The organism is Streptomyces sp. NPDC048584 (assembly GCF_043199595.1).
Taxonomy (GTDB): Bacteria; Actinomycetota; Actinomycetes; order Streptomycetales; family Streptomycetaceae; genus Streptomyces; species Streptomyces edwardsiae.
In genome coordinates this window covers 734,190-758,072 of sequence record NZ_JBICWF010000001.1, presented here as the reverse complement: position 1 = coordinate 758,072, position 23,883 = coordinate 734,190, and the positions used below count along the sequence as shown (strand labels likewise).

Annotated in this window: 17 protein-coding genes; 8 read left to right on the top strand and 9 right to left on the bottom strand. The window is 70.6% G+C overall.

The features are described from left to right. Positions 1 to 151: 151 nt before the first annotated feature. Entirely contained in the window at positions 152 to 3,937 is a 3,786-nt protein-coding gene (locus tag ACGFR9_RS03245) for a CDP-glycerol glycerophosphotransferase family protein (RefSeq protein WP_393202416.1), read from the top strand. Here the strand turns inward: ACGFR9_RS03245 and ACGFR9_RS03240 are convergent. Beyond that, a complete protein-coding gene (locus ACGFR9_RS03240; RefSeq protein ID WP_393202414.1) occupies positions 3,916 to 4,845 on the bottom strand; it encodes an endonuclease/exonuclease/phosphatase family protein in 930 nt (309 codons plus the stop codon). The two genes, ACGFR9_RS03245 and ACGFR9_RS03240, sit on opposite strands and share 22 nt — an antisense overlap. Positions 4,846 to 4,974: 129 nt before the next feature. Between ACGFR9_RS03240 and ACGFR9_RS03235 the strand changes: the two genes are divergently transcribed. Both ACGFR9_RS03235 and ACGFR9_RS03230 read left to right on the top strand, forming a co-directional pair. After that, positions 4,975 to 6,210: a hypothetical protein gene (locus tag ACGFR9_RS03235; RefSeq protein WP_393202412.1), complete on the top strand. Its 1,236-nt coding sequence runs from the start codon at positions 4,975 to 4,977 to the stop codon at positions 6,208 to 6,210. 42 nt (positions 6,211 to 6,252) lie between these two features. Continuing rightward, on the top strand, positions 6,253 to 7,761 hold the full coding sequence (locus ACGFR9_RS03230; protein WP_393202410.1) for a hypothetical protein: 1,509 nt from the start codon (positions 6,253 to 6,255) through the stop codon (positions 7,759 to 7,761). A gap of 73 nt (positions 7,762 to 7,834) precedes the next feature. Here ACGFR9_RS03230 and ACGFR9_RS03225 read toward each other — a convergent pair whose 3' ends face one another. The 4 genes from ACGFR9_RS03225 to ACGFR9_RS03210 form a co-directional block, all read right to left on the bottom strand. Next, positions 7,835 to 9,964, bottom strand: coding sequence for a 3-hydroxyacyl-CoA dehydrogenase NAD-binding domain-containing protein (locus ACGFR9_RS03225; protein ID WP_393202408.1), 2,130 nt, complete (start codon positions 9,962 to 9,964; stop codon positions 7,835 to 7,837). Continuing rightward, positions 9,961 to 11,178, bottom strand: a complete 1,218-nt coding sequence (locus tag ACGFR9_RS03220; protein WP_393202406.1) for a thiolase family protein — start codon at positions 11,176 to 11,178, stop codon at positions 9,961 to 9,963. Before ACGFR9_RS03220 ends, ACGFR9_RS03225 begins: the two co-directional genes overlap by 4 nt. 234 nt (positions 11,179 to 11,412) lie before the next feature. Then, complete coding sequence (locus ACGFR9_RS03215) at positions 11,413 to 12,447, bottom strand: LacI family DNA-binding transcriptional regulator (protein WP_393202404.1); 1,035 nt, start codon at positions 12,445 to 12,447, stop codon at positions 11,413 to 11,415. After that, complete coding sequence (locus ACGFR9_RS03210) at positions 12,444 to 14,828, bottom strand: glycoside hydrolase family 2 protein (protein WP_393202402.1); 2,385 nt, start codon at positions 14,826 to 14,828, stop codon at positions 12,444 to 12,446. Before ACGFR9_RS03210 ends, ACGFR9_RS03215 begins: the two co-directional genes overlap by 4 nt. Before the next feature lie 151 nt (positions 14,829 to 14,979). On the opposite strand from ACGFR9_RS03210, the gene ACGFR9_RS03205 reads away from it, so the two are divergent. From ACGFR9_RS03205 to ACGFR9_RS03195, 3 genes are read left to right on the top strand one after another with little or no spacing between them, the layout of a single operon-like run. Further along, a complete protein-coding gene (locus ACGFR9_RS03205; RefSeq protein ID WP_393202400.1) occupies positions 14,980 to 16,296 on the top strand; it encodes an ABC transporter substrate-binding protein in 1,317 nt (438 codons plus the stop codon). Next, positions 16,296 to 17,249 (top strand): carbohydrate ABC transporter permease, encoded by a 954-nt coding sequence (locus ACGFR9_RS03200; RefSeq protein ID WP_393202398.1) that lies wholly within the window; start codon positions 16,296 to 16,298, stop codon positions 17,247 to 17,249. Before ACGFR9_RS03205 ends, ACGFR9_RS03200 begins: the two co-directional genes overlap by 1 nt. Then, entirely contained in the window at positions 17,246 to 18,076 is an 831-nt protein-coding gene (locus ACGFR9_RS03195; protein WP_393202396.1) for a carbohydrate ABC transporter permease, read from the top strand. Before ACGFR9_RS03200 ends, ACGFR9_RS03195 begins: the two co-directional genes overlap by 4 nt. Positions 18,077 to 18,214: 138 nt before the next feature. Here the strand turns inward: ACGFR9_RS03195 and ACGFR9_RS03190 are convergent, their stop codons facing one another. The 3 genes from ACGFR9_RS03190 to ACGFR9_RS03180 all read right to left on the bottom strand — a co-directional run bounded on the left by ACGFR9_RS03190 (position 18,215) and on the right by ACGFR9_RS03180 (position 21,263). Then, a complete protein-coding gene (locus ACGFR9_RS03190) occupies positions 18,215 to 19,501 on the bottom strand; it encodes a ribonuclease D (RefSeq protein ID WP_393202394.1) in 1,287 nt (428 codons plus the stop codon). Between the two features lie 150 nt (positions 19,502 to 19,651). Then, on the bottom strand, positions 19,652 to 20,314 hold the full coding sequence (locus ACGFR9_RS03185) for a response regulator transcription factor (RefSeq protein WP_030212648.1): 663 nt from the start codon (positions 20,312 to 20,314) through the stop codon (positions 19,652 to 19,654). 274 nt (positions 20,315 to 20,588) lie between these two features. Further along, on the bottom strand, positions 20,589 to 21,263 hold the full coding sequence (locus ACGFR9_RS03180) for a DUF3000 domain-containing protein (protein WP_393202392.1): 675 nt from the start codon (positions 21,261 to 21,263) through the stop codon (positions 20,589 to 20,591). 139 nt (positions 21,264 to 21,402) lie between these two features. Here ACGFR9_RS03180 and hemE point away from each other — a divergent pair, with 139 nt between their 5' ends. Next, positions 21,403 to 22,497, top strand: a complete 1,095-nt coding sequence (gene hemE, locus ACGFR9_RS03175) for a uroporphyrinogen decarboxylase (protein WP_393202390.1) — start codon at positions 21,403 to 21,405, stop codon at positions 22,495 to 22,497. A gap of 30 nt (positions 22,498 to 22,527) precedes the next feature. On the opposite strand, the gene ACGFR9_RS03170 is transcribed toward hemE, so the two are convergent. Next, positions 22,528 to 23,355: a rhomboid family intramembrane serine protease gene (locus ACGFR9_RS03170; protein ID WP_393202388.1), complete on the bottom strand. Its 828-nt coding sequence runs from the start codon at positions 23,353 to 23,355 to the stop codon at positions 22,528 to 22,530. A 132-nt stretch (positions 23,356 to 23,487) separates the two neighbouring features. On the opposite strand from ACGFR9_RS03170, the gene ACGFR9_RS03165 reads away from it, so the two are divergent. Beyond that, positions 23,488 to 23,835, top strand: a complete 348-nt coding sequence (locus ACGFR9_RS03165; protein WP_393202386.1) for a hypothetical protein — start codon at positions 23,488 to 23,490, stop codon at positions 23,833 to 23,835. Positions 23,836 to 23,883: the final 48 nt, after the last annotated feature.

Genomic DNA, 23,883 nt, shown 5'->3' with positions numbered 1-23,883 from the left:
GCGGCCGCAGGGGTTTGGCGGTACATGGCGGCAGAAGTCGCGATGTGCCGCATCAGGGGTGGGGTGTCCATGGTGGACGTTCGGTGTCCTGGTGGGCGAAATGTCTTGGTAGGAGTACGAGTTGGTGGTTCAGCCGCGCCTCAGTGTTGTCGTGCCCTTTCAGGATGTCGAGGCATATCTCGCCGAATGTCTGGAATCGATAGCGCGCCAGTCGTTCCGTGACTTCGAGGTCGTGCTCGTCGACGACGGCTCCACCGACGGGTCGGTGCGGATCGCGGCCGACTTCTGCGCGGCGGACCGCCGCTTCCGGCTGGTCCGCCAGCACGCCCACGGGCCGGGGCACGCGCGCAACACCGGACTGCGGAACACACATCCCGCGGCGGAGTTCCTCGCCTTCGTGGACGGCGACGACGTCATCCCCGAGTACGCCTACGAACTCCTGGTGCGCACCCTCGAGGAATCCGAGGCGGACTTCGTCTCGGGCAACGTGCAGATGATGAACTCCACCAAGAAGTGGCAGTCACCGCTGCACAAGGGCCCCATGCAGAAGAACCGGCGCGGGACGCACATCACCAGGTTCGAGGCGCTGATCTACGACCGCACCGTCTGGAACAAGCTCTTCCGGCGCTCCTTCTGGAACCGGCACTCCATCGCGTTCCCCGAAGGCGTCATGTACGAGGACTCGTGGGTCAACATGTACGCCCACTTCCGCGCCGCCAAGGTCGACGTCATCACCGACGTCGTCTACTTCTGGCGCCGCAGGGAGGGCGGAGCCGCCCCCTCCATCACCCAGCGGCACACGGAACTGTCGAACCTGCGCGACCGGGTCGCGGCCGTGCAGTCCGTGAGCCGCTTCCTCGGCGACCAGGACTCCGGGGAGTACGCGGACAGCAAGCGGAAGTACGACCTCGCCTGCCTGAAGTCCGACCTCATGCTCCATCTGAAGGTGCTCCCGGACGCCGACGAGGAGTACCGGCACTCCTTCATGCAGTGGGCCAACGAGTTCCTCGACGAGACCGACCTCACCATCATCGACGAACTGCCCGCGGACGCCCGCGTCAAATGGCTGCTGGTGCGCGAGGGACGGCTGCCCGAACTCCTCGAGGTCATCGAGTTCGAGCGCCGCGGCGGCCCCATGCCCGTGCAGCGGCGGTTCCGGCGCTACCTCAACTACCCCTACCTCGGCGACCGGGAGGTGGGCCTGGACAAGAAGGCCTACCGCCTGGACAAGGAACTGTCCCTGCACGGCTCGCTGTCCGGCGCCCGCTGGATCCCCGACTCCGATCTGCTCACCCTCACCGGAACCGCGTACGTCCGGTTCATCAACGTGCACAAGAAGCACATGTCGGTGAAGGCGATCGCCCTGCGGAACAAGAAGCAGGGGCGCATGATGATCACGACGGCGAAGACCGTCTACGCGCCGCAGGCCACCGAGGACAGCAACCAGAATCGTTACTGCTATGACTGGGCCGGCTTCGAGGCGCGTATCGACACCGCCCGCCTCAAGCGCAAGGGCCAGTGGGTCGAGGGCACCTGGGACGTGGCCGCCGGTGTCCTCAGCCGCGGGCTGTTCCGCTACCGGGGCATCGACCGGGGCGGCGCGGGCAGCGCCGCCAACCCGCCCTACCGGTACGTCGACAAGAACACCCGGATCCTTCCGGTCTTCCTCCAGGGCAAACTCAAGCTGCGCGTCGAGGTCGTACGCTGCCGGATCACCCAGCACCGTCTCATCGGCGACCAGCTCGAGCTGCGCGGCGTCTACCTCGGCCCCAAGGTCCCGGAGTGGGGCCGGCTCCGCGTCACGAGTCTGAGCGGCGCGGGACGGCACGACGCACGCGTCCACTTCACCCCGGGCGGTGACGGCTGGTGCACCTTCTCCGCCAGAATTCCCCTGAGCCGCCTCGTACCCAAGTCCCGCGTGCACGCCGGGACGGACGCCGACGTCCCGCAGTCCTGGAACATGGGCGCCAACGGCTGGAAGACCACCTTCCATGTCGAGGGCCGCAAGATGACCATGTACCCCGTCGTGGCGGAGGACACCCCGGACGGGCACTACCCCATGCCGGCGACCCTGCAGACCAGGGAGTACGACCGTGAGGTCGTCGTCCACCGCAACGGCTCCGGCTACCTCGTCCTCTTCGAACGCGCGACCCTGCCCGTCGCGTCCCGGTGCGAGTGGCGGGACGACGGCTCACTGCTGGTCCAGGGCCGCTACCTGGCCGCGGACCAGCTGACCGAGGAGGAGTACCGGGCCGCCCATCTGGTGATCCGTTCGCGCGCCCACGGCGCCGAACGCCCCGTCCCCCTCACCTGGGAGGGCGACGAGTTCCGCGCGGTCCTGGCCCCCGCCGCCATGCGGACCCTGGCCGGGGACATCCCGCTCGCGGCCGGACGATGGGACTTCTTCCTGCGCCGGCAGGACCTCTCCGCCGTGGCGCGCGAGGACCGCCTCGAAGACCTCATGGTGAAGATCGAACAGGACCTGATCGAGACGTTCCCCCAGGACTACGAGAGGAACGAGCGCCGCTACGAGATACAGGCCGAGGCCTACGACCGGCTGTCGCTCCTCGTCCACTCGGCGATGCCCGACCACGCCCGCGGCCCCTACCGGCAGAAGATCCTGCGCACCAAGGCGTACCCCGACGCCCGCCGGCAACCGGTGCGCGACGCCGTGCTGTTCGACGCCTTCAAGGGCACCCAGTACTCCGACAGCCCCCGCGCCCTGCACGAGGAACTCCTGCGCCGTCGCGTCGATCTGGAACAGCTGTGGGTGGTACGCGACGACCAGGTCCAGGTCCCGCCGACGGCGACACCCGTCCGCATGTGGTCACCGCAGTGGTACGAGGCCCTCGCCACCAGCCGCTACGTCGTCGCCAACAACCACCTCCCGGACTGGTTCAAGAAGCGGGACGGCCAGGTCGTCGTGCAGACGTGGCACGGCACGCCGCTGAAGAAGATCGGCCACGACATCGAGTCCATCCACTTCGCCGACCAGCGCTATCTGGAACGCGTCGAGAAGGAGGTGCAGAACTGGGACATCCTGGTGTCCCCCAACAGCTTCTCCACCCCCATCCTCAAACGCGCCTTCGGCTTCCCCGGCGAGATGGTGGAGAGCGGCTACCCGCGCAACGACGTCCTGCGCCGGCCGGACACGGAGGACCAGGAGCAGCGGATCCGCCGCAGGATCGGACTGCCGGACGGCAAGAGGGTCGTCCTGTACGCGCCCACCTGGCGCGACGACCAGTTCTACGCGCCCGGCAAGTACAAGCTGGACTTCCGTATCGACCTGGCGGCGGCGCGCGCGGAGCTCGGGGACGACCACGTCCTCATGGTGCGCCGCCACCCCAACGTCGTGGACCCGGTGCCGGGCGCCGGTGACGGATTCGTCTTCGACGTGTCCGACTACCCGGACATGGCAGACCTCTCGCTGATCACCGATGTGATGATCACCGACTACTCCTCCCTGATGTTCGACTACGTCAACACCGGGCGGCCCATCCTGTTCTTCACCTACGACCTGGACCACTACCGCGACACCCTGCGCGGGTTCTACTTCGACTTCGAGGGCAGCGCCCCGGGCCCCCTGCTCCACTCGTCCGCGGAACTGGTGGCGGCCATCCGCGACATCGATGCCATCCAGGACCTCTACGCCGAGCGGTACCGCTGGTTCCAGAACGAGTTCTGCGACCTGGACGACGGCTACGCCGCCGCCCGGCTCGCGGACAGGATGCTGGTCGCCGGTGGTGACCTCGCCCCCGGACAGGCACACGCCCCCGCCGTCGGCACGGTCGGCACCCGGCACACGGGAAGGGCGATGACCCCCGCGCGGCCGCGTGTGTCGGAATGGTTCAGCGGCCCCCGTACGACCACGGGACTCTTCGGCGTCGTGCCCACGCAGCCCTCCGGCGACCGCGACTACGAAGGCGTGATCGTGTGACGCCGGTTCCGTCCGCGATCTCGGCCGGTGCCGGTGTCCACCCGGATCAGCACGGCACGGTGGTCGGACACCCCGGTCCCGCTCACCCGGCAACCGAGCACGGGCAGCCCGGTGAACAGGTGGTCCAGCTTGTGCCCCGACACATGCGTCGCCCGGGCCGGCCGCGAGGCGTCGCACTCCCGGTGCGTACCGTGGGCGTTCTCCGGCCATACCCACGAGAGCGGGTTGTGCTCCCCGGGCGGATCCACGTTCAGATCTCCGCCGTACACGACCCGCTTCCCGGGCACGGCGTCCACCAGCGCCTTCAGCTGATCGTCGCGGAACTCCCAGGACGGATGCGCCCGGTCACCACCGCGCGGGGTCAGATGCGCGGCACACACCGTGACGTCGTGCGCCGCGACGAAAGCGCACAGGATCCCGCGCCGCACCCCGACCGCGGGCTGGAGCGCGGAGACCGTACGCACGGACGACAGCGGATACGCGGACAGCAGGGCGTAACCGGCCTGTCCCCTCTCGGGCGCCCCGCAGCGCACCGCGGTACGGCGTCCGTCCCGCCCGCGCCGCACATAGGCCCTGAACTCGGAGTGCCAGGAGGCCCCGAGGGACGCGCGCACCGCCTCGACGTCGGCCGCGCAGGTCTCCTGCAGGAACAGGACCCGGGCCCCGGCACCGGTGGCCAGGCGCTCCATCCGGCGCCGCTTCGCCTCACCGCTGCCGGTACCGGCACAGTTCCAGTCCCGGACACCGCACATGTTCCAGGTCGCCACGGTCAGTGTCCCCGTCTCGGCGGGGGAGCGGAGCGGTCCGCCGCCGTCGCCCGCGGTCACCGCCAGGACGGCGGCCGACGCGACGGCGGCAAGCCGGCGCCGTCCCCGCGGGCGGGACGACGGAGTGCGGGTCCACAACATCCGGCCATCATGACCGACAAGTCGATGACCAGCCAAAACCCCCGGGTTCCGGTGGTCTTCCGGAAGCCGTCACCGCGCGGCCCCGGCCGCCGCCCGTCTTCGACGCACATCTGAGAGTGGAGTCCGTACATGTCCAAGGCATCCTCGAACGGGCGGCACGTGCTCAACGGGATCGAAGCCTCGGGACCGTTCCCGGTGGAGTACCGGTTCACCCATGCCAAGAGCGGCAACCGGCACCTCGTCGTCGTCTTCGCCAACTTCTCCGCGCCCGACGACTACGGGTGGTCGAACGGCGTCTTCGACAACGTCCGGGCCAACATCCTGTGGATCCGCGACCGGTTCGACGGGATGAACGCCTACTACCTGTGCCGGAACATGGACTTCGGGCTGGCCGACTCGGTGCAGAACCTCATCGCGAACGTCATGAGGTCCCTGGGACTGACACCGGACCAGGTCACCCTGTGGGGCGGTTCCAAGGGCGGCAGCGCCGCGCTCTACTTCGGACTGCGGTACGGCTACCGCAACATCGTGGGCATCGTCCCGCAGTTCCTCATCGGCGACGCCCTGGAGAAGCGGCACCCGAAGGTCTCCGCCTACATGCTGGGCGACGGGGCACCGGCGCACAACGCGCGGGTCCTGGACACGCTCCTCCCCGAGCTGGTGCGCGCCCACGCCAACCGCGGCGCCAACATCTACGTGCTCTCCTCGCCGCAGGACGAGCACTACGCCGTGCAGGTGGAGCCGTTCCTCGGCATGTTCCAGGCGTACGACAACTTCAACTTCCTCTACAGCGAGTCGCCGACCATCACCGGTCACGCCACGGTGACCCGGCGGAACGTCCCGGCACTGGTCGGTCTGCTCAACCTGCTCGCCGACGGTTACGCCCCCCGGCTGGGGTTCGTACGCCATGCGGCCGAGGAGTTCGACCGCGATCAGTCCGGCATCGACGCCTATCTCTCCGCCACCTCCAAGGTCCAGAACGCCGACGCGTTCGCACCGCCCGTGGTGACGACGCCGGCCCATGACGGCGAGGTCCCGCGCACGGGACCGCGGTTCGCCGGCACGGCCTACGGGGCGGTACGGGTGAGCATGTGGCGCAACGGCAAGTTCGTGGCGTCGCCGCCGGTCGCCGCGGACGGCACCTGGTCCTGGGAGCCGGCCGAACCGTGGACGGTCGGCAGGCATGTGGTCAAGATCTTCGCCGTGGACCCGGCGGGCTTCCACTCCGCACGGGTCGAACTCCCCTTCACCGTGGTCAACCGGGAGCCCGTCCCGGTCCCGCCGGCCGTCTCAGGGCAGCGGCCGGGAGCGGCCCCGGTCCCCGGCCACTCCGTGCCCGCCGGGCACTACACACCGCGGTACTGACGACGGCCCACGATGACGACAACCCACGAGCGGACACCACACATGCCGAAAGCAGCGCCGAAGACACGCGAGCTGATCACCGGGGTCGACACCTCCGGCGCGTATCCCGTCGAGTACCGGTTCACGCACGCCAAGGGAGGCAACCGGCACCTGCTCGTCGTGTTCGCCAACTTCATGGTCACGGACGACTACGGCTGGTCCAACGGCGTCCTCAACCCCGTCCGGTCCAACATCCTGTGGATCCGCGACCAGTTCCACGGCATGAACAGCTACTACCTGTGCGAGGGGATGGACTTCTCCCTGGAGCAGTCCGTGATCGGGGTCGTCTCCAAGGTGATGAACGCCCTTGACCTGACCCCGGACCAGGTCACGATGTGGGGCGGCTCGAAGGGCGGCAGCGCCGCCCTCTACTTCGGCATGCGGTACGGCTTCGGCAACATCGTCTCCATCGTGCCGCAGTTCCTCGTCGGCACCTATGTGAAGCGGGTGCACCCCAAGGTCGCCCGGTTCATGCTGGGCGACGGAGTGCCGGAGGAGAACGTCCGGACGGTCGACGCGCTCATCCCGGACCTGGTGCGCTCGGGCGTCGCCCGGCACTCCAACATCTACCTCCTCTCCTCGCCGCAGGACGAGCAGTACAAGGAGCAGGTCGAGCCCTTCCTCCCCCTCTTCCAGGGGTACGACAACTTCAACTTCGTCTTCAGCGAGTCCCCCCACATAACCCGGCACTCGGACGTCACCCGGCGCAACGTCCCCTTCCTCATGGGGCTCCTGAACATGCTCGCCGACGGGCTTCCCCCCAGGCTGGGCATGGTGCGCAACGGGTACGAGGAGCCCGACCGCGACCGGTCCGCCCTCGAGGGCTATCTGTCGGCCACCTCGGCGGAGCGGCCCAGCGGGATTCCCATGCCGGTGGTGACGCACCCGCTCGCGCACATGGAACTGCCCGCGGACGGCGTGTACTTCACCGGCACCGCCCCCGGAGCGGTCCGGGTGAGCCTCTGGGAGCACGGCAAGTTCCTGGGCTCCCCCTCGGTGGCCCCGGACGGCACGTGGTCGTGGAAGCGGGACAAGCCCTGGAGTACGGGCGACCACCTGGTGAAGGCCGTCGCCTGGGACGCGGAGAAGCGCCACACCAAGGGCACCGTCGTCCCGTTCACCGCCGTGGCCGGTGCGACGGCCGCCGCCGTGCCCGGAGTCCCGGCCCAGCCCGGAGCCTCCATGGCGGCGCCCCCGGCGCACGGCGCGCCGACGGCACCGACGGTCCGGACACCGGCGGCCTACGAGCAGGTCGCGGGGCCGGCCGTACGCTTCACCGGCTTCGCCGGGGGAGCGGTACAGGTGGGCTTCAGAGCGGGGGGCACCCTGCTGGGCACGGCTCCGGTCGCGGCCGACGGACGGTGGGCCTGGGACGCCGGGTGGCCCTGGCAGGAAGGCATGCACACCGTGGAGGTGTTCGCCGTGGACGCCGTGGGGACCGAGACCCCGGCGGCCCTCGTCCCGTTCGACGTCATGCACGCCACGGCGGGAGCCTCGCCCTTCGGTTACTGACCGCCCGCCCCCATGACAAGGGCCCCTGGAATTCGGCGGCGAATTCCAGGGGCCCTTCGGTTGCCTACGGGTACTACGCCGGGACGGACGCCACCCCGGCCTCCAGGAAGCGCTTCCCGTTCACCCGCTCCGAGACGCCCTCGCGGTCCAGGTACGGCGTGATGCCGCCCAGGTGGAAGGGCCAGCCGGCGCCGGTGATCAGGCAGAGGTCGATGTCCTGGGCCTCGGCGACGACGCCCTCGGCGAGCATCAGGCCGATCTCCTGGGCCACCGCGTCCAGGACGCGCTCGCGGACCTGCTCCTCCGTCAGGACGGTGTCGCCCTGCTGGAGAAGCGCGGCGACCTCCGGGTCGAGCTCGGGCTTCCCGCTGTCGTAGACGTAGAAGCCGCGCTTGCCCGCCTTGACGACGGCCGCGAGGTTCGGGGAGACCGTGAAGCGGTCGGGGAAGGCCCGGTTGAGGGTCTCCGAGACGTGCAGACCGATCGCCGGGCCGACCAGCTCGAGCAGGACCAGCGGGGACATCGGCAGACCGAGCGGCTCCACCGCCTTCTCCGCGACCTCGACGGGCGTGCCCTCGTCGATGACGTTCTGGATCTCGCCCATGAAGCGGGTCAGGATGCGGTTGACCACGAACGCCGGGGCGTCCTTGACCAGCACCGCGGTCTTCTTCAGCTTCTTGGCGACGCCGAACGCCGTGGCCAGTGCGGCGTCGTCCGTCCGCTCGCCGCGGACGATCTCCAGGAGCGGGAGGATCGCGACCGGGTTGAAGAAGTGGAAGCCGACGACCCGCTCGGGGTGCTTCAGCTTCGACGCCATCTCCGACACGGACAGGGACGAGGTGTTCGTCGCCAGGATCGCGTGCGCCGGGGCGACCGCCTCGATCTCCGCGAACACCGTCTGCTTGACGCCCATCTCCTCGAACACGGCCTCGATGATGAAGTCCGCGTCCGCGAAGCCCTCGGCCTTGTCCAGGACACCGGAGACCAGGGCCTTCAGCCTGTTCGCCTTGTCCTGGTTGACACGGCCCTTGCCGAGCAGCTTGTCGATCTCCGCGTGGACGTAGCCCACACCCTTGTCGACGCGCTCCTGGTCGATGTCGGTGAGGACGACCGGGACCTCCAGGCGGCGCAGGAACAGCAGCGCCAGCTGCGAGGCCATCAGACCGGCGCCGACGACACCCACCTTGGTGACCGGGCGGGCCAGGTTCTTGTCCGGGGCGCCGGCCGGGCGCTTGCCGCGCTTCTGCACCAGGTTGAACGCGTAGATGCCGGAACGCAGTTCGCCGCCCATGATGAGGTCGGCGAGGGCCTGGTCCTCGGCGTCGTAGCCCTGCTGCAGGTCGCCGTTCCTGGCGGCGGCGATGATGTCCAGGGCGCGGTAGGCGGCCGGGGCCGCGCCGTGCACCTTGGAGTCGGCGATGAAGCGGCCGCGTGCGACGGCCTGGTCCCAGGCCTCACCGCGGTCGATCACCGGGCGCTCGATCACGATCTCGCCCTTGAGGACGGCCGCGGTCCAGATCAGCGACTGCTCCAGGAAGTCCGCGCCCTCGAAGATCGCGTCCGCGATACCGAGTTCGTGGACCTGCGCGCCCTTGAGCTGCTTGTTCTGGTTGAGGCTGTTCTCGATGATGACCGAGACGGCCCTGTCGGCGCCGATCAGGTTCGGCAGCAGCGTGCAGCCGCCCCAGCCGGGCACCAGGCCGAGGAAGACCTCGGGGAGGGAGAACGCGGGGAGGGCCGAGGACACCGTCCGGTAGGAGCAGTGCAGGCCGATCTCCACGCCGCCGCCCATCGAGGCGCCGTTGTAGTACGCGAACGTCGGCACGGCGAGCGTCGACAGCCGCTTGAAGACGTCGTGGCCGCCCTTGCCGATGGCCAGCGCGTCCTCGTGCCGCTTCAGCAGCTCGACACCCTTGAGGTCGGCGCCGACGGCGAAGATGAACGGCTTGCCGGTGACGCCGACGCCGACGATGCCGCCGTCCGCGGCCTCCTTCTCGACCTGGTCGAGGGCGGCGTCGATGTTCGCCAGCGACTGCGGGCCGAGGGTGGTCGGCTTGGTGTGGTCGTGGCCGTTGTCGAGGGTGATGAGCGCGAAGCGCCCCGCCCCGAGCGGCAGGTCGAAGTGGCGTACGTGCGCGCTGGTGACGACCTCGCCGGGGAACAGCTCGGCCGCACCCTTCAGAAGCTCTGCGGTGGTGCTCACTTGTCCCCCTCGAAGTGCGGGTTCTCCCAGATGACCGTCGCGCCCATGCCGAAGCCGACGCACATGGTGGTCAGGCCGTAGCGGACGTCCGGCTGCTCCTCGAACTGGCGGGCCAGCTGCGTCATCAGCCGGACGCCGGAGGAGGCCAGCGGGTGGCCGAACGCGATGGCGCCGCCGTACTGGTTGACGCGCGCGTCGTCGTCGGCGATGCCGTAGTGCTCCAGGAAGGCGAGGACCTGGACGGCGAAGGCCTCGTTGATCTCGAACAGACCGATGTCGGAGATGGACAGGCCCGCCTGGGCCAGCGCCTTCTCCGTGGCCGGGATCGGGCCGTAGCCCATGACCTCGGGCTCCACACCCGCGAAGGAGTAGGAGACCAGCCGCATCTTGACGGGCAGGCCGTGCTCACGGGCGAAGTCCTCGCTCGCGATGAGCGAGGCGGTGGCGCCGTCGTTCAGCCCGGCGGCGTTACCGGCGGTGACCCGGCCGTGCACGCGGAACGGCGTCTTCAGACCGGCCAGGTTCTCCAGGGTGGTGCCCGGACGCATCGGCTCGTCGGCCGTGACCAGGCCCCAGCCCGTCTCACCGGCCTCCTCGGTGGTACGGCGTACGGAGACCGGTACCAGGTCGGCCTGGATCCTGCCGTTGGCGTACGCCTTCGCGGCCTTCTCCTGGGAGCGGACCGCGTACTCGTCGGCGCGCTGCTTGGTGATGGCCGGGTAGCGGTCGTGCAGGTTCTCCGCGGTCATGCCCATGAACAGGGCGGACTCGTCGACCAGCTTCTCGCTCACGAAGCGCGGGTTGGGGTCCACGCCCTCGCCCATCGGGTGGCGGCCCATGTGCTCGACACCGCCCGCGACGGCGATGTCGTACGCGCCGAAGGCGACGGAGCCGGCCACCGTGGTGACGGCGGTCAGGGCGCCCGCGCACATACGGTCGATGGAGTAGCCGGGGACCGAGGTGGGCAGGCCCGCGAGGATGCCGGCCGTGCGGCCGATGGTCAGGCCCTGGTCGCCGATCTGCGTGGTCGCGGCGATGGCGACCTCGTCGATCCTCTTCGGGTCGAGACCGGGGTTGCGGCGCAGCAGCTCCCGGATCGCCTTCACGACGAGGTCGTCGGCGCGGGTCTCGTGGTAGATGCCCTTCGGGCCCGCCTTGCCGAACGGGGTACGGACGCCGTCGACGAAGACGACGTCCCTGACGGTACGAGGCACGTTGGCTCTCCTCCAGGGTGCGGGACGCTGAGCGCTTGCTTACGGGCCATGCTACTTGTGAGTAACGTGACTGCACAGTCCCGGTGGCTGGAGCGGTGAACGTCACACGATCGGCCGCACGAGTTTTCACCCCCGCCGCCCTATTTCAGCCCCTCCGGCGTTTGAGGAGCGGGGGTCCGGGGGCAGCGCCCCCGGGGACGGGAACGGGAAGGGGCGGCGGGGGCGAAATCACCCTCACGGCGGCGCCGTCGACCCCCGCGGGGTCAGCACCGGCGTCGGCACCGGGTGCGAACCCGGCCCACCCCCGGTGATCAGCCCGAACAACGTCCGAGCCACCTCCGCCCCGAACCCGTGCACATCATGACTCATCGCCGACAACGTCGGATGAGTCAATCTGCACAGCTGCGAGTCGTCCCACGCCAGCAACGACACATCATCCGGCACCCGCAACCCCATCTCCGCCGCCACCGACAACCCCGCCACCGCCATGATGTCGTTGTCGTACACGATCGCCGTCGGCCGCTCGCCCGGCGCGGCGGTCAGCAGCGACCGCGTCGCCCGCGCCCCCGCGTCCCCCGAGAAGTCCGTCGCCACCTGCCACGCCCGCGCGGCCGGCTCCAGCCCCCGTACCGCCTCGTCGAACGCGGTCGTACGGATCGACGTGTGCCCGAGCGCCGCCGCCCCGCCTACCCGGGCGATCCGCCGGTGCCCGAGCGCCGCCAGATACCGCACCGCCTCCGTCACCGCCGTCGCGTCGTCCGTCCATACGGAGGTCAGCCCGCCGGTGAGCGACGGATGCCCGACGGCCACCGCCGGCAGGCCCAGCCGCTCCGCCACCGCCGGGCGGGGGTCGTCGGCCCGGAAGTCCACCAGGATGGATCCGCCGATCTGGCGGCCCCGCCACCACGACTCCATCAGCCCGACCTCCTCCTCCGGGCTGCGCACCAGCCGCAGCAGCAGCGAGCAGGACCGTTCGACGAGGACGCTCTCCACCCCGGAGATGAACTCCATGTAGAACGGCTCCAGGCCGAGCAGCCGGGCGGGCCGGCACACGGCCAGCCCCACCACGTCCACCCGTGACCCGGCCAGTGTGCGCGCGGTCGGACTCGGCGCCCACCCCAGTTCCCGCGCCGCCCGGAAGATCCGGTCCCGGGTCGCCTCCGACAGTCCGGGCTTCCGGTTGAAGGCGAGGGACACCGCCCCCTTGGACACACCGGCGCGCGCGGCGACGTCCTTGATGGTGACGCGAGGGGTCGGCGTTGCCGTCATCGAGTGGGCTCCACGCAGTACAGGGCACAACGGGCGGTGTCCGCGTCCGGAGTCTTCCAGCCGCGCACCCCGATGGTCACCTCTTCCCCCGGCAGCAGGGTCACCAGCCCCCTGTCGGCCACCGCCTCCGGGTCCAGCCGGTCGGCCTGGAGCAGCAGATCCCGTACGAGGGTGCGGGCGGTCACCGTGATCCCGTCCGGCACGAGGGCGATCTGGAACTCCGGGCGCGGATACGGGATCTCCCGGTCCGGCGCGGGGAAGTGCAGCGCCCGCACTCCGCCGTCGGCGTCGGCGACCAGGAACTCCTCCGGACCGGCCGGCACCAGTCCGGCGGGCACCTCGGCCAGCCCCACCGTCCGCCCCGAGGCGGCCAGCACCGCCCCCGCCTCCCCGAGCACCGCCCCGTCCACGGACATCCGCCGCAGCCGCAGCGTGCCCCGCCACTCCTCGGCCGACTGGTTCACGGCCGCCACCACCAGCCCCTCACCCTCCGTCCGCACCGTCAGCAACCGGTCCGCGTACAGCCGCCGCAGCTCGTGGTAGAGCGGCTTCTCCCGCCCGTCCCCGTCGATCGCCGCCCATGACGTCACCGGCCAGCAGTCGTTGAGCTGCCACACCACCGTGCCCGCGCACACCGGCCAGTGCGAGCGCCAGTGCTCGATCCCGGCCGCGATCGCGCGTGCCTGGTTGAGCTGTGTCAGATAGTGCCAGCGGTCGAAGTCCCCGTCGGGCACGGTGAAATGGCGGGCCAGTCCGCGCTCCAGTTTGCCGTTGCCGTTCTCCGCCTTCTGGTGGTGCAGCATGCCGGGGGAGTCCGGCGCGAGCACCTCACCGGGCAGCGCACGGCGCAGCGTGGCGTACGCGGGCGGCGCCTGCCAGCCGAACTCGGCCACGAAACGCGGCACATGGAGCCGGTAGCCGGCGTAGTCCGTACGGTTCCACACCTCCCAGGAGTGATGCGTGCCGTGGGCCGGGTCGTTGGGGTGGTGCAGCCAGGACCCGGACCAGGGGCTGCCCGCCGTGTACGGCCGGGTGGGGTCCGACTCGGCGACCACGCGCGGCAGTACGCCGAGGTAGTAGCCCTCGCCCCAGGAGTCCCCGGCCAGCCCCGGCTCCCAGTCCCAGTCCCTGAACCCCCACAGGTTCTCGTTGTTGCCGTTCCACAGCACCAGCGAGGGGTGCGGCATCAGCCGTACGACGTTCTCCCGGGCCTCCGCCTCCACCTCCCCGCGCAGCGGCTGCTCCTCCGGGTAGGCGGCGCAGGCGAACGGGAAGTCCTGCCAGACCAGCAGCCCCAACTCGTCGCAGGCGTCGTAGAAGTCCTCGCTCTCGTAGATCCCCCCGCCCCAGACGCGCACCAGGTCCACGCCCGCGGCGGCCGCCTGCTCCAGCCGCCGCCGGTAGCGCTCACGGGTGATCCGGGACGGGAAGGCGTCGTCCGGGATCCAGTTGACCCCGCGCGCGAACAGCCGCTCGCCGTTGACGACCAGGGTGAACCCGGTGCCGTGCTCATCGGCCGAGGTGTCCAGCTCCACCGTCCGGAAACCGATCCGCCGCCGCCACGAGTCCAGCGTCTCCTCACCGTGCAGCAGCGTCAACTCGACCTCGTACAGCGGCTGTCCGCCGTACCCCCGGGGCCACCACAGCCGTACGTCCGGGACCCGCAGCCGTACGCTGCCCTCCGTGCCGTCGATCCGCGCGCGGGCGCGGACACCGCCGACGCTCGCCTCCACGGTGAGCGGTGCCCCGGCCCGGGAGCGCTCCACCTCGACGGCCAGCTCGACCTGCCCCACCCCGTCCTCGACGGTGACCAGCGGGCGCACCCGGGCGATCCGGGCCGTCGACCACCGCTCCAGCCGCACCGGACGCCAGATCCCGGCCGTCACCAGCGTCGGCCCCCAGTCCCAGCCGAACGAGCAGGCCATCTTGCGCAGATACTGGTAGGGCTCGGCATACGCCCCCGGCCGCTCGCCCAGGGTGTCGCGCACCGCCTCCGCCTCGGTGTACGCGGAGGTGAACCGCACCGTCAGCGGCCCGCTCAGTCTCGTCACGTCGAAGCGGTACGAGCGGTGCATGTTCCGCGTCCGGCCCAGCGTCCGGCCGTCGAGCAGGACCTCGGCGACGGTGTCGAGACCGTCGAAGACCAGCTCCGTCCGCTCGTGTCCGTCCGGCCCGGGGCGCAGTTCCGTGTCGTACGTCCAGTCCCGCCGTCCCACCCACGCCACCTCGGTCTCGGCGCGGCCGAGGAACGGATCGGGGATCAGCCCGGCCGCCAGGAGATCGGTGTGCACACACCCCGGCACCGAGGCGGGGAGCGCGTCCCCCGTGCCGTCCGGGTGTCGCAGGGTCCATCCCTCGGTGAGCGGTGTGACCTGACGCATGCACACTCCCTAAACCGGTTGAGCCGTGTGTGGGCAACGATCTGGCATCGTTGGCGCAATTGAGACTTTACCGGTTCAGTAGGTGGCTGCCAGAGTGCCGAACCAGCCAACCCACTCGTGCTCGTCCGCCCCGTGAACGGAGCTGGTGCACATGAACCGCCGTAAGGTACTCGCCGGATCGATCGCCGTCCTCGCCCTCCTGGCCTCCGCCTGCACGGGCACGGGGAGTTCCTCGAAGGGTGCGGACGCCAAGGCCCCCGACGATCCCTCCGAGGTCAAGGGCACCATCACGGTCCTCACCCACCGTACGGACCTGGTGCAGGACGGGACGATGAAGAAGTACGCCGCCGAGTTCAACAGGACCTACCCCGGGGTGAAGGTCGAGTTCGACGGCCTCACCGACTACGAGGGTGAGGTCAAGATCCGTATGAACACGGAGAACTACGGCGACGTCCTCATGATCCCGGCGGTCATCGAGAAGAAGGACTACCCCAGGTTCTTCGCCTCGCTGGGCACCAAGGAGGAGCGCGGCGCCAAGTACCGCTTCACCGACTACTCCACCGTCGACGGCAAGGTCTACGGCCAGAGCCCGATCGGTGTGGTCCCCGGCTTCATCTACAACAAGAAGGTGTGGAGCGAGGCCGGTGTCACCGAATGGCCCACCACCCCGGCCGAGTTCCTCGCCGATCTGAAGGCGGTCAAGTCGAGGACCGACGCGGTGCCGTACTACACCAACTTCAAGGACATGTGGCCGCTGACCCAGTGGACCAACGTCAACGGCTCCGTCGGCTGCGACACCGGCGCCACCACCAGGCTCGCCGACGGCGACCCGTGGGCCGAGGGCGCCGATCTGCGCGTGGGCGACACCCTGTTGTACGACATCGTGCGCGGCGGACTCGTGGAGAAGGACCCGACCACCACCAACTGGGAGGGTTCCAAGCCCAAGCTGGCCAAGGGCGAGATCGCCACGATGTGGCTCGGCTCCTGGGCCGTCGTCCAGATGCGGGACGCCGCGAAGCAGGCCGGCACCGACCCCGCCGACATCGGCTTCATGCCCTTCCCCGCCCAACGGGACGGCGTCTTCTGCGCGGTGACCTCGCCGGACTACCAGCAGGCCGTCAACGTCAACTCCGACCACAAGGAGGCCGCCCGCGCCTGGATCGACTGGTTCACCGACAAGTCCGGCTACGCGGCGGCCAATCTCGCCCTGTCCCCGCTGAAGGACGCCCCGCTGCCCGACATCCTCGAGCCGTACGAGGAGAAGGGCGTCAAGCTCATCGACCTCGACGACACCAAGGGCGCCGAGGTGAAGTCCATCGACAACCAGTCCGAGGTCGGCATCTACAAGCCCGACTACCGCCAGGAACTCGTCGACCTCGCCCGCGGCGCCCGCGAGGGCGGACTCGACGACTACCTCGGCGACCTCGGCGAGCGCTGGGCCGAGGCACGGAACTCGCTGGGGTCCTGATGACGGACATCACCCGCAAGGCGGCGCGGCCGGTTCCCCCGGCCGCGCCCGCCGGGCCGGAACGGGCCGCGGCCGCCCCGCGCCGCACCCGGCTGACGCGCGGCCTCACCCCGTGGCTCTTCCTGATCGCCCCGCTGGCCCTGCTGCTGACCTTCACCTACGCGCCGATCGCCAACATGATCGCGTACAGCTTCACCGACTGGGACGGCGTCAGCCCCGAACTGAACTGGACCGGCACCGGGAACTACACCGAACTCCTCACCCGCTCCGAGCTGTTCGAGGTCTTCTTCGTCAGCGGCTACTACCTGGCCGCCTCCGTGGTGCAGATCGTCGCCGCTCTCTACTTCGCCACGATCCTCAGCTTCGACGTCCGCTTCCGGAACTTCTTCAAGGGCGTGCTGTTCTTCCCGTACCTGATCAACGGGGTGGCGATCGGTTTCGTCTTCCTCTACTTCTTCCAGGACGGCGGCACCCTCGACTCGGTACTGGGTCTGCTCGGCGTCCGGACCGATCACGCCTGGCTGGGTACGCCGTTCTCCGCGAACACGTCGCTCGCCGGTGTCTCCGTCTGGCGCTACACCGGCCTGAACTTCGTCCTCTTCCTCGGCGCCATCCAGTCCATCCCGGGCGAGCTGTACGAGGCCGCCGAGATCGACGGGGCGAGCCGCTGGCACCAGTTCCGCTACATCATCGCGCCCGGCATCAGACCCGTACTGAGCCTGAGCGTGATCCTCTCCGTCTCCGGCTCGCTGTCGGTCTTCGAGATCCCCTACATCATGACCGGCGGCGCCACCGGTACCGAGACCTTCGTCATCCAGACGGTGAAGCTGGCCTTCCAGTTCAACAAGACGGGACTCGCCTCGGCCGCCGCCGTCGTCCTCCTGCTGATCGTCCTGGCGGTCACCTGGGTGCAGCGGCGCGTCGTCCCCGACGAAAAGGTGGACCTGGTATGACCCGCCGCACCGTGGCCCGCACCCTCGTGTACGTGTCCCTGATCCTCGCCACGCTCGTCGTCCTGCTGCCGCTCACCGTGGTCTTCCTGACCTCGCTGAAGTCGTCCGAGGAGATGGCGAACGGCAGCGGGGCACTGGCGCTGCCCGACGACCCGCTGAACCTCGGCAACTATGTGACGGCGTTCCGGGACGGCCGGATGCTGTCCGCGTTCGGCAATACGGCGATCATCCTCGTCGTCGCCGTGGGCGGCACGATCCTCATCGGCTCGATGACGGCGTACGCGATCGACCGCTTCCGGTTCCGGTTCCGGAAACTGGTCGTCGTCCTGTTCCTGCTCGCCGCGCTGGTCCCCGGGGTGACCACCCAGGTGGCGACCTTCCAGATCGTCAACAGCTTCGGCATGTTCGACAGCCTGTGGGCGCCGATCGCGCTCTACATGGGCACGGACATCGTGTCGATCTACATCTTCCTGCAGTTCATCCGCTCCATCCCCATCTCCCTGGACGAGGCGGCCCGGCTGGACGGCGCGGGCGCGTTCACCGTCTACCGCAAGGTGATCTTCCCGCTGCTGAAACCGGCGATCGCGACGGTGGTCATCGTGAAGGGGATCAACGTCTACAACGACTTCTACATCCCGTTCCTCTACATGCCCTCGGAGGATCTTGGCGTGATCTCGACGTCCCTGTTCCGCTTCAAGGGCCCCTTCGGCGCCCACTGGGAGACCATCTCGGCAGGCGCGGTCCTGGTCATCCTCCCCACCCTCCTGGTCTTCCTCTTCCTCCAACGCTTCATCTACAACGGCTTCATGAGGGGGGCGACGAAGTAGGGACAGCCTTCAGGAAGCGCCCACACGGGCGCCCCGAAGGGGCGCGCGGCGGTATCGACGTGCGGATCCGCCGCGTGGGCGCGACCGGCCACGGCAGGCGCCGGCCCCCGCCGTACGACGAAACCCGCCGTACGGCGACTAGGCGGACACGGACAGTGCGGCCACCAACACCGGCGTGACCTGCTCGACCTGCCACGCACGCGCTCCCCAGCCTGCCAGCGCCAGGGCGACGGACTGCCCATCGGCAGGCTGCGGCGGCTCCCAGCAGACCCTCCGCACCGTGTCCGGCGTGATCAGATTCTCGGGCGGCATCCCCAGCCGCTCCGCCAGCGCACTGACCCCGGCCCGCGCCGCGGACAGCCGCGCCGCGGCCGCCGGGTCCTTGTCGGCCCACGCGCGCGGCGGCGGGGGCCCGGTCACGGGCTGGCCGGGCTGGGGCAGCTGGGCCTCGCTCAGCGCCTTCGCCCGGTCGACGGCGGCCTGCCACTGCTCCAGCTGGCGCCGCCCCACCCGCTGCCCGAAGCCGTTGAGCGCGGCCAGGGCGTGGTGGTTGGCCGGCAGGGCGAGCGCGGCCTCGACGATCGCCGCGTCCGAGAGCACCTTGCCGGGGGAGACGTCCCGGCGCTGGGCGATCCGGTCGCGCAGCTGCCACAGCTCCCGGACGACGCCCATCTGCCGGCGCCGGCGCACCTTGTGCATGCCGGAGGTGCGCCGCCACGGGTCCTTGCGGGGCTCCGGCGGCGGAGCCGACGCGATGGCGTCGAACTCCTGACGGGCCCAGTCCAGCTTGCCCTGCCGGTCCAGCTCCTTCTCCAGCGCGTCGCGCAGGTCGACCAGGAGCTCGACGTCGAGGGCGGCGTAGCGCAGCCAGGGCTCGGGGAGCGGGCGGGTGGACCAGTCGACGGCGGAGTGGCCCTTCTCCAGGACGAAGCCGAGCACGTTCTCCACCATCGCGCCGAGCCCGACCCGGGGGAACCCGGCGAGCCGGCCGGCCAGTTCGGTGTCGAAGAGGCGGGTGGGCACCATGCCTATCTCGCGCAGACAGGGCAGATCCTGGGTGGCCGCGTGCAGCACCCACTCGACGCCGGACAGCGCCTCGCCCAGGGCGGACAGGTCGGGGCAGGCGACGGGGTCGATCAGCGCGCTCCCGGCGCCCTCGCGGCGCAGCTGCACCAGATAGGCGCGCTGGCCGTAGCGGTAGCCGGAGGCACGCTCGGCGTCCACGGCGACCGGGCCGGTGCCGGCGGCGAACGCGGCGACGACCTCGGCGAGCGCGGTCTCGTCCGCGATCACGGGCGGAATGCCCTCGCGGGGTTCGAGCAAGGGGATCGGCGCCTCCGTAGCAGAAGATCCGCCGTCGTCCGGAGGGGCGCCTCCGGTGGTGCGCAGTGAACTGTCTGCTGCGGTGTCGTGGGCGTCGGTCACCTGTCAAGGGTATCCGCCCGGACGGCGGCCGAATCTGTCCCCGTCCGGGCGGGCATGACTGACCAGCGAGAACAGGCCGCGCCGGAGACGACCAAGACGCCCGCCGCGGTCGTGGACCGTGACGGGCGCCGGGGATCGGGCGGACAGTGGTCAGTGGATGATGCCGGTACGCAGCGCCACCGCGACCATCCCGGCCCGGTCGCCCGTGCCGAGCTTGCGGGCGATCCGGGCGAGGTGGCTCTTGACGGTCAGGGCGGACAGGCCCATGGACACACCGATCGCCTTGTTCGACTGGCCCTCCGCCACCAGCCGCAGCACCTCGACCTCACGGCCCGACAGCTCGCGGTAGCCGCCCGGGTGGCTCGGGGCACCCGGGGGGCGGCGGTGCAGGCGTGCGGCGGCGGCGCCGATGGGGGCCGCACCGGGGCGGGTGGGGAGCCCGAGGTTGGTGCGGGTGCCGGTGACGACGTAGCCCTTCACGCCACCGGCCAGCGCGTTGCGCACCGCGCCGATGTCGTCGGCCGCGGAGAGGGCGAGGCCGTTGGGCCAGCCCGCGGCGCGGGTCTCGGAGAGGAGGGTGAGGCCGGAACCGTCCGGCAGATGGACTTCGGCGACGCAGATGTCGCGGGGGTTGCCGACGCGGGGACGAGCCTCCGCGACGGACGAGGCCTCGATGACATCGCGTACCCCGAGCGCCCACAGATGGCGGGTGACGGTGGAACGGACACGCGGGTCGGCCACGACCACCATGGCGGTCGGCTTGTTCGGGCGGTAGGCGACCAGGCTTGCGGGCTGCTCGAGGAGAACGGACACCAGGCCTCCTGGGGGGCGGGGCGGGGCGGGGCCGGCTCGTGGGGGGCGGAGCCAGGACGAACCGTGCTTTCAAGGTCACAGTCGTCTTCGGCAACAAACCTGGTGTCCTTTAACGAATGATCACGAAGTGATGAGTAACAATCCGAGCAATTCGGACGCGCGAGCGATCATTCGAAGATCGAACGGTTCCGGTCTCGGTCACAACGCTTCCGAAAGTGGCCGTATCGACAAAGAGATGGATGTGGATGATTGCCGGCGGCCCCGAGCGGGCAGCTCAGCGCGACTGCGGGCCCCTGCGCTGCGGCAGCGTCACCACGGAGGCGTCCCCGGCAGCGGCCGGCGGGAGCCCCGCGACCTGCGCCAGCAGATCGGACCACGCGACCAGATGCGCGGCCGTGTCCGGAGCCCCGCCCAGACCCTCCCGGGGCGTCCAGGAGGCCCGGATCTCGATCTGCGAGGCGGCGGGCCGCTCGGACAGCCCGCCGAAGTAGTGGGAACTCGCGCGCGTCACCGTGCCGCTCGGCTCGCCGTACGTCAGTCCGCGCGCCGTCAGCGCACCCGTCAGCCACGACCAGCACACGTCCGGCAGCAGCGGATCCGCCGCCATCTCCGGCTCCAGCTCCGCGCGCACCAGCGTCACCAGGCGGAAGGTGCCCCGCCAGCCGTCGTGCCCGGCCGGGTCGTGCAGCAGGACGAGCCTGCCGTCGGCGAGATCCTCCTCGCCGTCGACGACCGCCGCCTCCAGCGCGTACGCGTACGGCGCCAGCCGCTTCGGCGCGGGCGTGGGATCCACCTCGATCTGCGGCCGCAGCCGCGCACCGCGCAGCGCGTCGACAGCGGTCCGGAAGGGCAACGGGGGCGCACCCCCCTGCCCCGGGTCCCCTTCGCTCTCCTTCCGTTCGTCCATTCCGCCAGCGCCGTCCGACAGTCGTCCCTGAGCCGCAGCCATGCGGGGAAGGTTAAGCGGAACGGGCCCCCGGCGCAGGGAGGGACACCCGCGCCGCCCGGCGGTGTCCGGATCCCGCCCCGCGAGGCCCCGGCCCACGGGCGGGTCCCGGCACTCGGGCGGCTCATGGGAGACTGGCCGGGTGAGTGCCAACGCAAGCCCGACGGGCCAGACGCCGACCGTGACCCCCGCTCCCGTCAGGAACGATGCAGTCCGGGAATCGGCCTTCCTCAAGGCGTGCCGGCGCGAGCCCGTGCCGCACACGCCGGTGTGGTTCATGCGCCAGGCCGGCCGCTCACTGCCGGAGTACCGCAAGGTCCGCGAGGGCATCGGCATGCTCGACTCCTGCATGCGCCCCGACCTGGTCACCGAGATCACCCTGCAGCCGGTGCGCCGCCACCACGTCGACGCCGCGATCTACTTCAGCGACATCGTCGTCCCGCTCAAGGCCATCGGCATTGACCTCGACATCAAGCCCGGCATCGGCCCGGTCGTCGAGCAGCCGGTGCGCACCCGCGCCGACCTCGCCCGGCTGCGCGACCTCACCCCCGAGGACGTCTCCTACGTCACCGAGGCCGTCGGCATGCTCACCCGCGAGCTCGGGTCCACCCCGCTGATCGGCTTCGCCGGCGCCCCCTTCACCCTCGCGAGCTACCTCGTCGAGGGCGGCCCGTCCCGTACGTACGAGAACGCCAAGGCGATGATGTACGGCGACCCGGAGCTCTGGGCCGACCTGCTCGACCGTCTCGCCGACATCACCGCCGCCTTCCTGAAGGTGCAGATCGAGGCCGGCGCCTCCGCCGTCCAGCTCTTCGACTCCTGGGCGGGCGCCCTCGCCCCGGCCGACTACCGGCGCTCGGTGCTGGCCTCCTCCACGAAGGTGTTCGACGCGGTGGCCGGTTACGGTGTCCCGCGCATCCACTTCGGCGTCGGCACCGGTGAGCTGCTGAAGCCCATGGGCGAGGCCGGCGCGGACGTCGTCGGCGCCGACTGGCGCGTCCCGCTGGACGAGGCCGCCCGCCGGGTCGGCCCCGGCAAGGCGATCCAGGGCAACCTCGACCCGACCGTGCTGTTCGCCGGCCGGGAGGCCGTCGAGACGAAGGCACAGGAGGTCCTGGACTCGGCCGCCGGCCTGGAGGGCCACATCTTCAACCTCGGCCACGGCGTCATGCCGAACACCGACGCGGACGCCCTGACCCGCCTCGTGGAGTACGTCCACACCCGTACGGCACACTGACCCACCGCGTACGCCGGGGACCGGGGCGGACTAACCGGGCCACCCGGACCGCCGCCCCGGCCGCGCCCGCCTGCCGAACAGCACACCCCTCGGCTCGGGCGGCGGGGGAGTGCCCGGGCGCAGCGGCCAGGCGAGCAGCATGCCCGCCACGAAACCGACGACATGCGCCACGTACGCCACCGTCCCCGCGTCGGCGACGCCCTGCCCGGACGAGTACACCGCCTGCAGCACGAACCACAGGCCCAGCACCATCCAGGCGGGCAGCCGCAGCGGCAGGAAGATCAGGAACGGGACGAGGACCCAGACGCGGGCCTTCGGATACAGCATCAGATAGGCGCCGAGCACGCCGGCGATCGCCCCGGAGGCGCCGATCAGCGGCTCGCCCGAGCCGGCGTTGAGCACGGCGAAACCGTACGCGGCCGCATACCCGCAGACCAGGTAGAACAGCAGGTAGCGGAGGTGCCCCATGCGGTCCTCGATGTTGTTGCCGAAGATCCACAGGAACAGCATGTTGCCCAGCAGATGCAGCCAGCCGCCGTGCAGGAACATCGCCGTCAGGACGCTCAGCTCCGGCGACTTCTCATAGCCCGGCGGGCCGATCACGCACCCGGGGCCCCGCGGCCCCACGCCGGTGCCGCCGGTGGGCACCAGGTCCGGCAGCCGGTGGTGGATCAGCTCCTGCGGCACCGCCGCGTACCGGTCCAGGAACGCCTGCAGATGACACAGGTCGGCCAGACCGCCGCCCCCGACCGTGCCGGGCGTGAGGACGACGAAGACCACGAAGTTCGCGGCGAGGAGCGCGTACGTCACCCAGGGGGTGCGCCGCGCGGGGTTCACGTCATGGACCGGGATGACCACATCCCACTACTGCCCGGGCGCCGGGAGGTGAATCCGGGGCGCCGTTGAACGCCACCGTCCGGCCGTGCGTATGAGTCGTCAACGCCCGCGGCCCGGGGAAGGGGCCGCGGGCCCTACGTGAGGAAACTGGCGATGAACGACCGAGTGACTCCCGCGATGCACGCGACTCCGGACGGCGAGGCCGAACTCACGCTCGTGGTGCGGATTCCGTGGGAGGACGTCGCCCGGCTCGGCCAGGAGGCGGGGCGGCTCGCGGCGCAGTTGCAGCGGCCGGTGACGCTCGACGAGGCGGTGGGGCATCGGTTGCGCTCCGTGAAGAGCGCCGCTCACGCGAGGCCCGCGGCTGCGGCGCCGGCGTCCGCGCCCATGCCGGAGGCCGGCGCCTCGGGAGCCTCGGGGGCGTCTGTGGCGTCGTTGCCGTCACGCCCGCCGGCGGAGCAGGCTCGGCAGGCGATCGAGCGGATCAACGGGACGGCGTGACGCCGTAGGGGTTGGCCGCGTCTGCCGGTGCGGGCGTGCGTGGTTGAT

Coding starts and splice junctions, on each gene's coding strand:
- ACGFR9_RS03240 (WP_393202414.1), bottom strand. CDS start 4,845: ATGTTGTGGACCCGCACTCCGTCGTCCCGCCCGCGGGGACGGCGCCGG.
- ACGFR9_RS03235 (WP_393202412.1), top strand. CDS start 4,975: ATGTCCAAGGCATCCTCGAACGGGCGGCACGTGCTCAACGGGATCGAA.
- ACGFR9_RS03230 (WP_393202410.1), top strand. CDS start 6,253: ATGCCGAAAGCAGCGCCGAAGACACGCGAGCTGATCACCGGGGTCGAC.
- ACGFR9_RS03215 (WP_393202404.1), bottom strand. CDS start 12,447: ATGACGGCAACGCCGACCCCTCGCGTCACCATCAAGGACGTCGCCGCG.
- ACGFR9_RS03210 (WP_393202402.1), bottom strand. CDS start 14,828: ATGCGTCAGGTCACACCGCTCACCGAGGGATGGACCCTGCGACACCCG.
- ACGFR9_RS03205 (WP_393202400.1), top strand. CDS start 14,980: ATGAACCGCCGTAAGGTACTCGCCGGATCGATCGCCGTCCTCGCCCTC.
- ACGFR9_RS03200 (WP_393202398.1), top strand. CDS start 16,296: ATGACGGACATCACCCGCAAGGCGGCGCGGCCGGTTCCCCCGGCCGCG.
- ACGFR9_RS03195 (WP_393202396.1), top strand. CDS start 17,246: ATGACCCGCCGCACCGTGGCCCGCACCCTCGTGTACGTGTCCCTGATC.
- ACGFR9_RS03180 (WP_393202392.1), bottom strand. CDS start 21,263: ATGGCTGCGGCTCAGGGACGACTGTCGGACGGCGCTGGCGGAATGGAC.
- ACGFR9_RS03165 (WP_393202386.1), top strand. CDS start 23,488: ATGAACGACCGAGTGACTCCCGCGATGCACGCGACTCCGGACGGCGAG.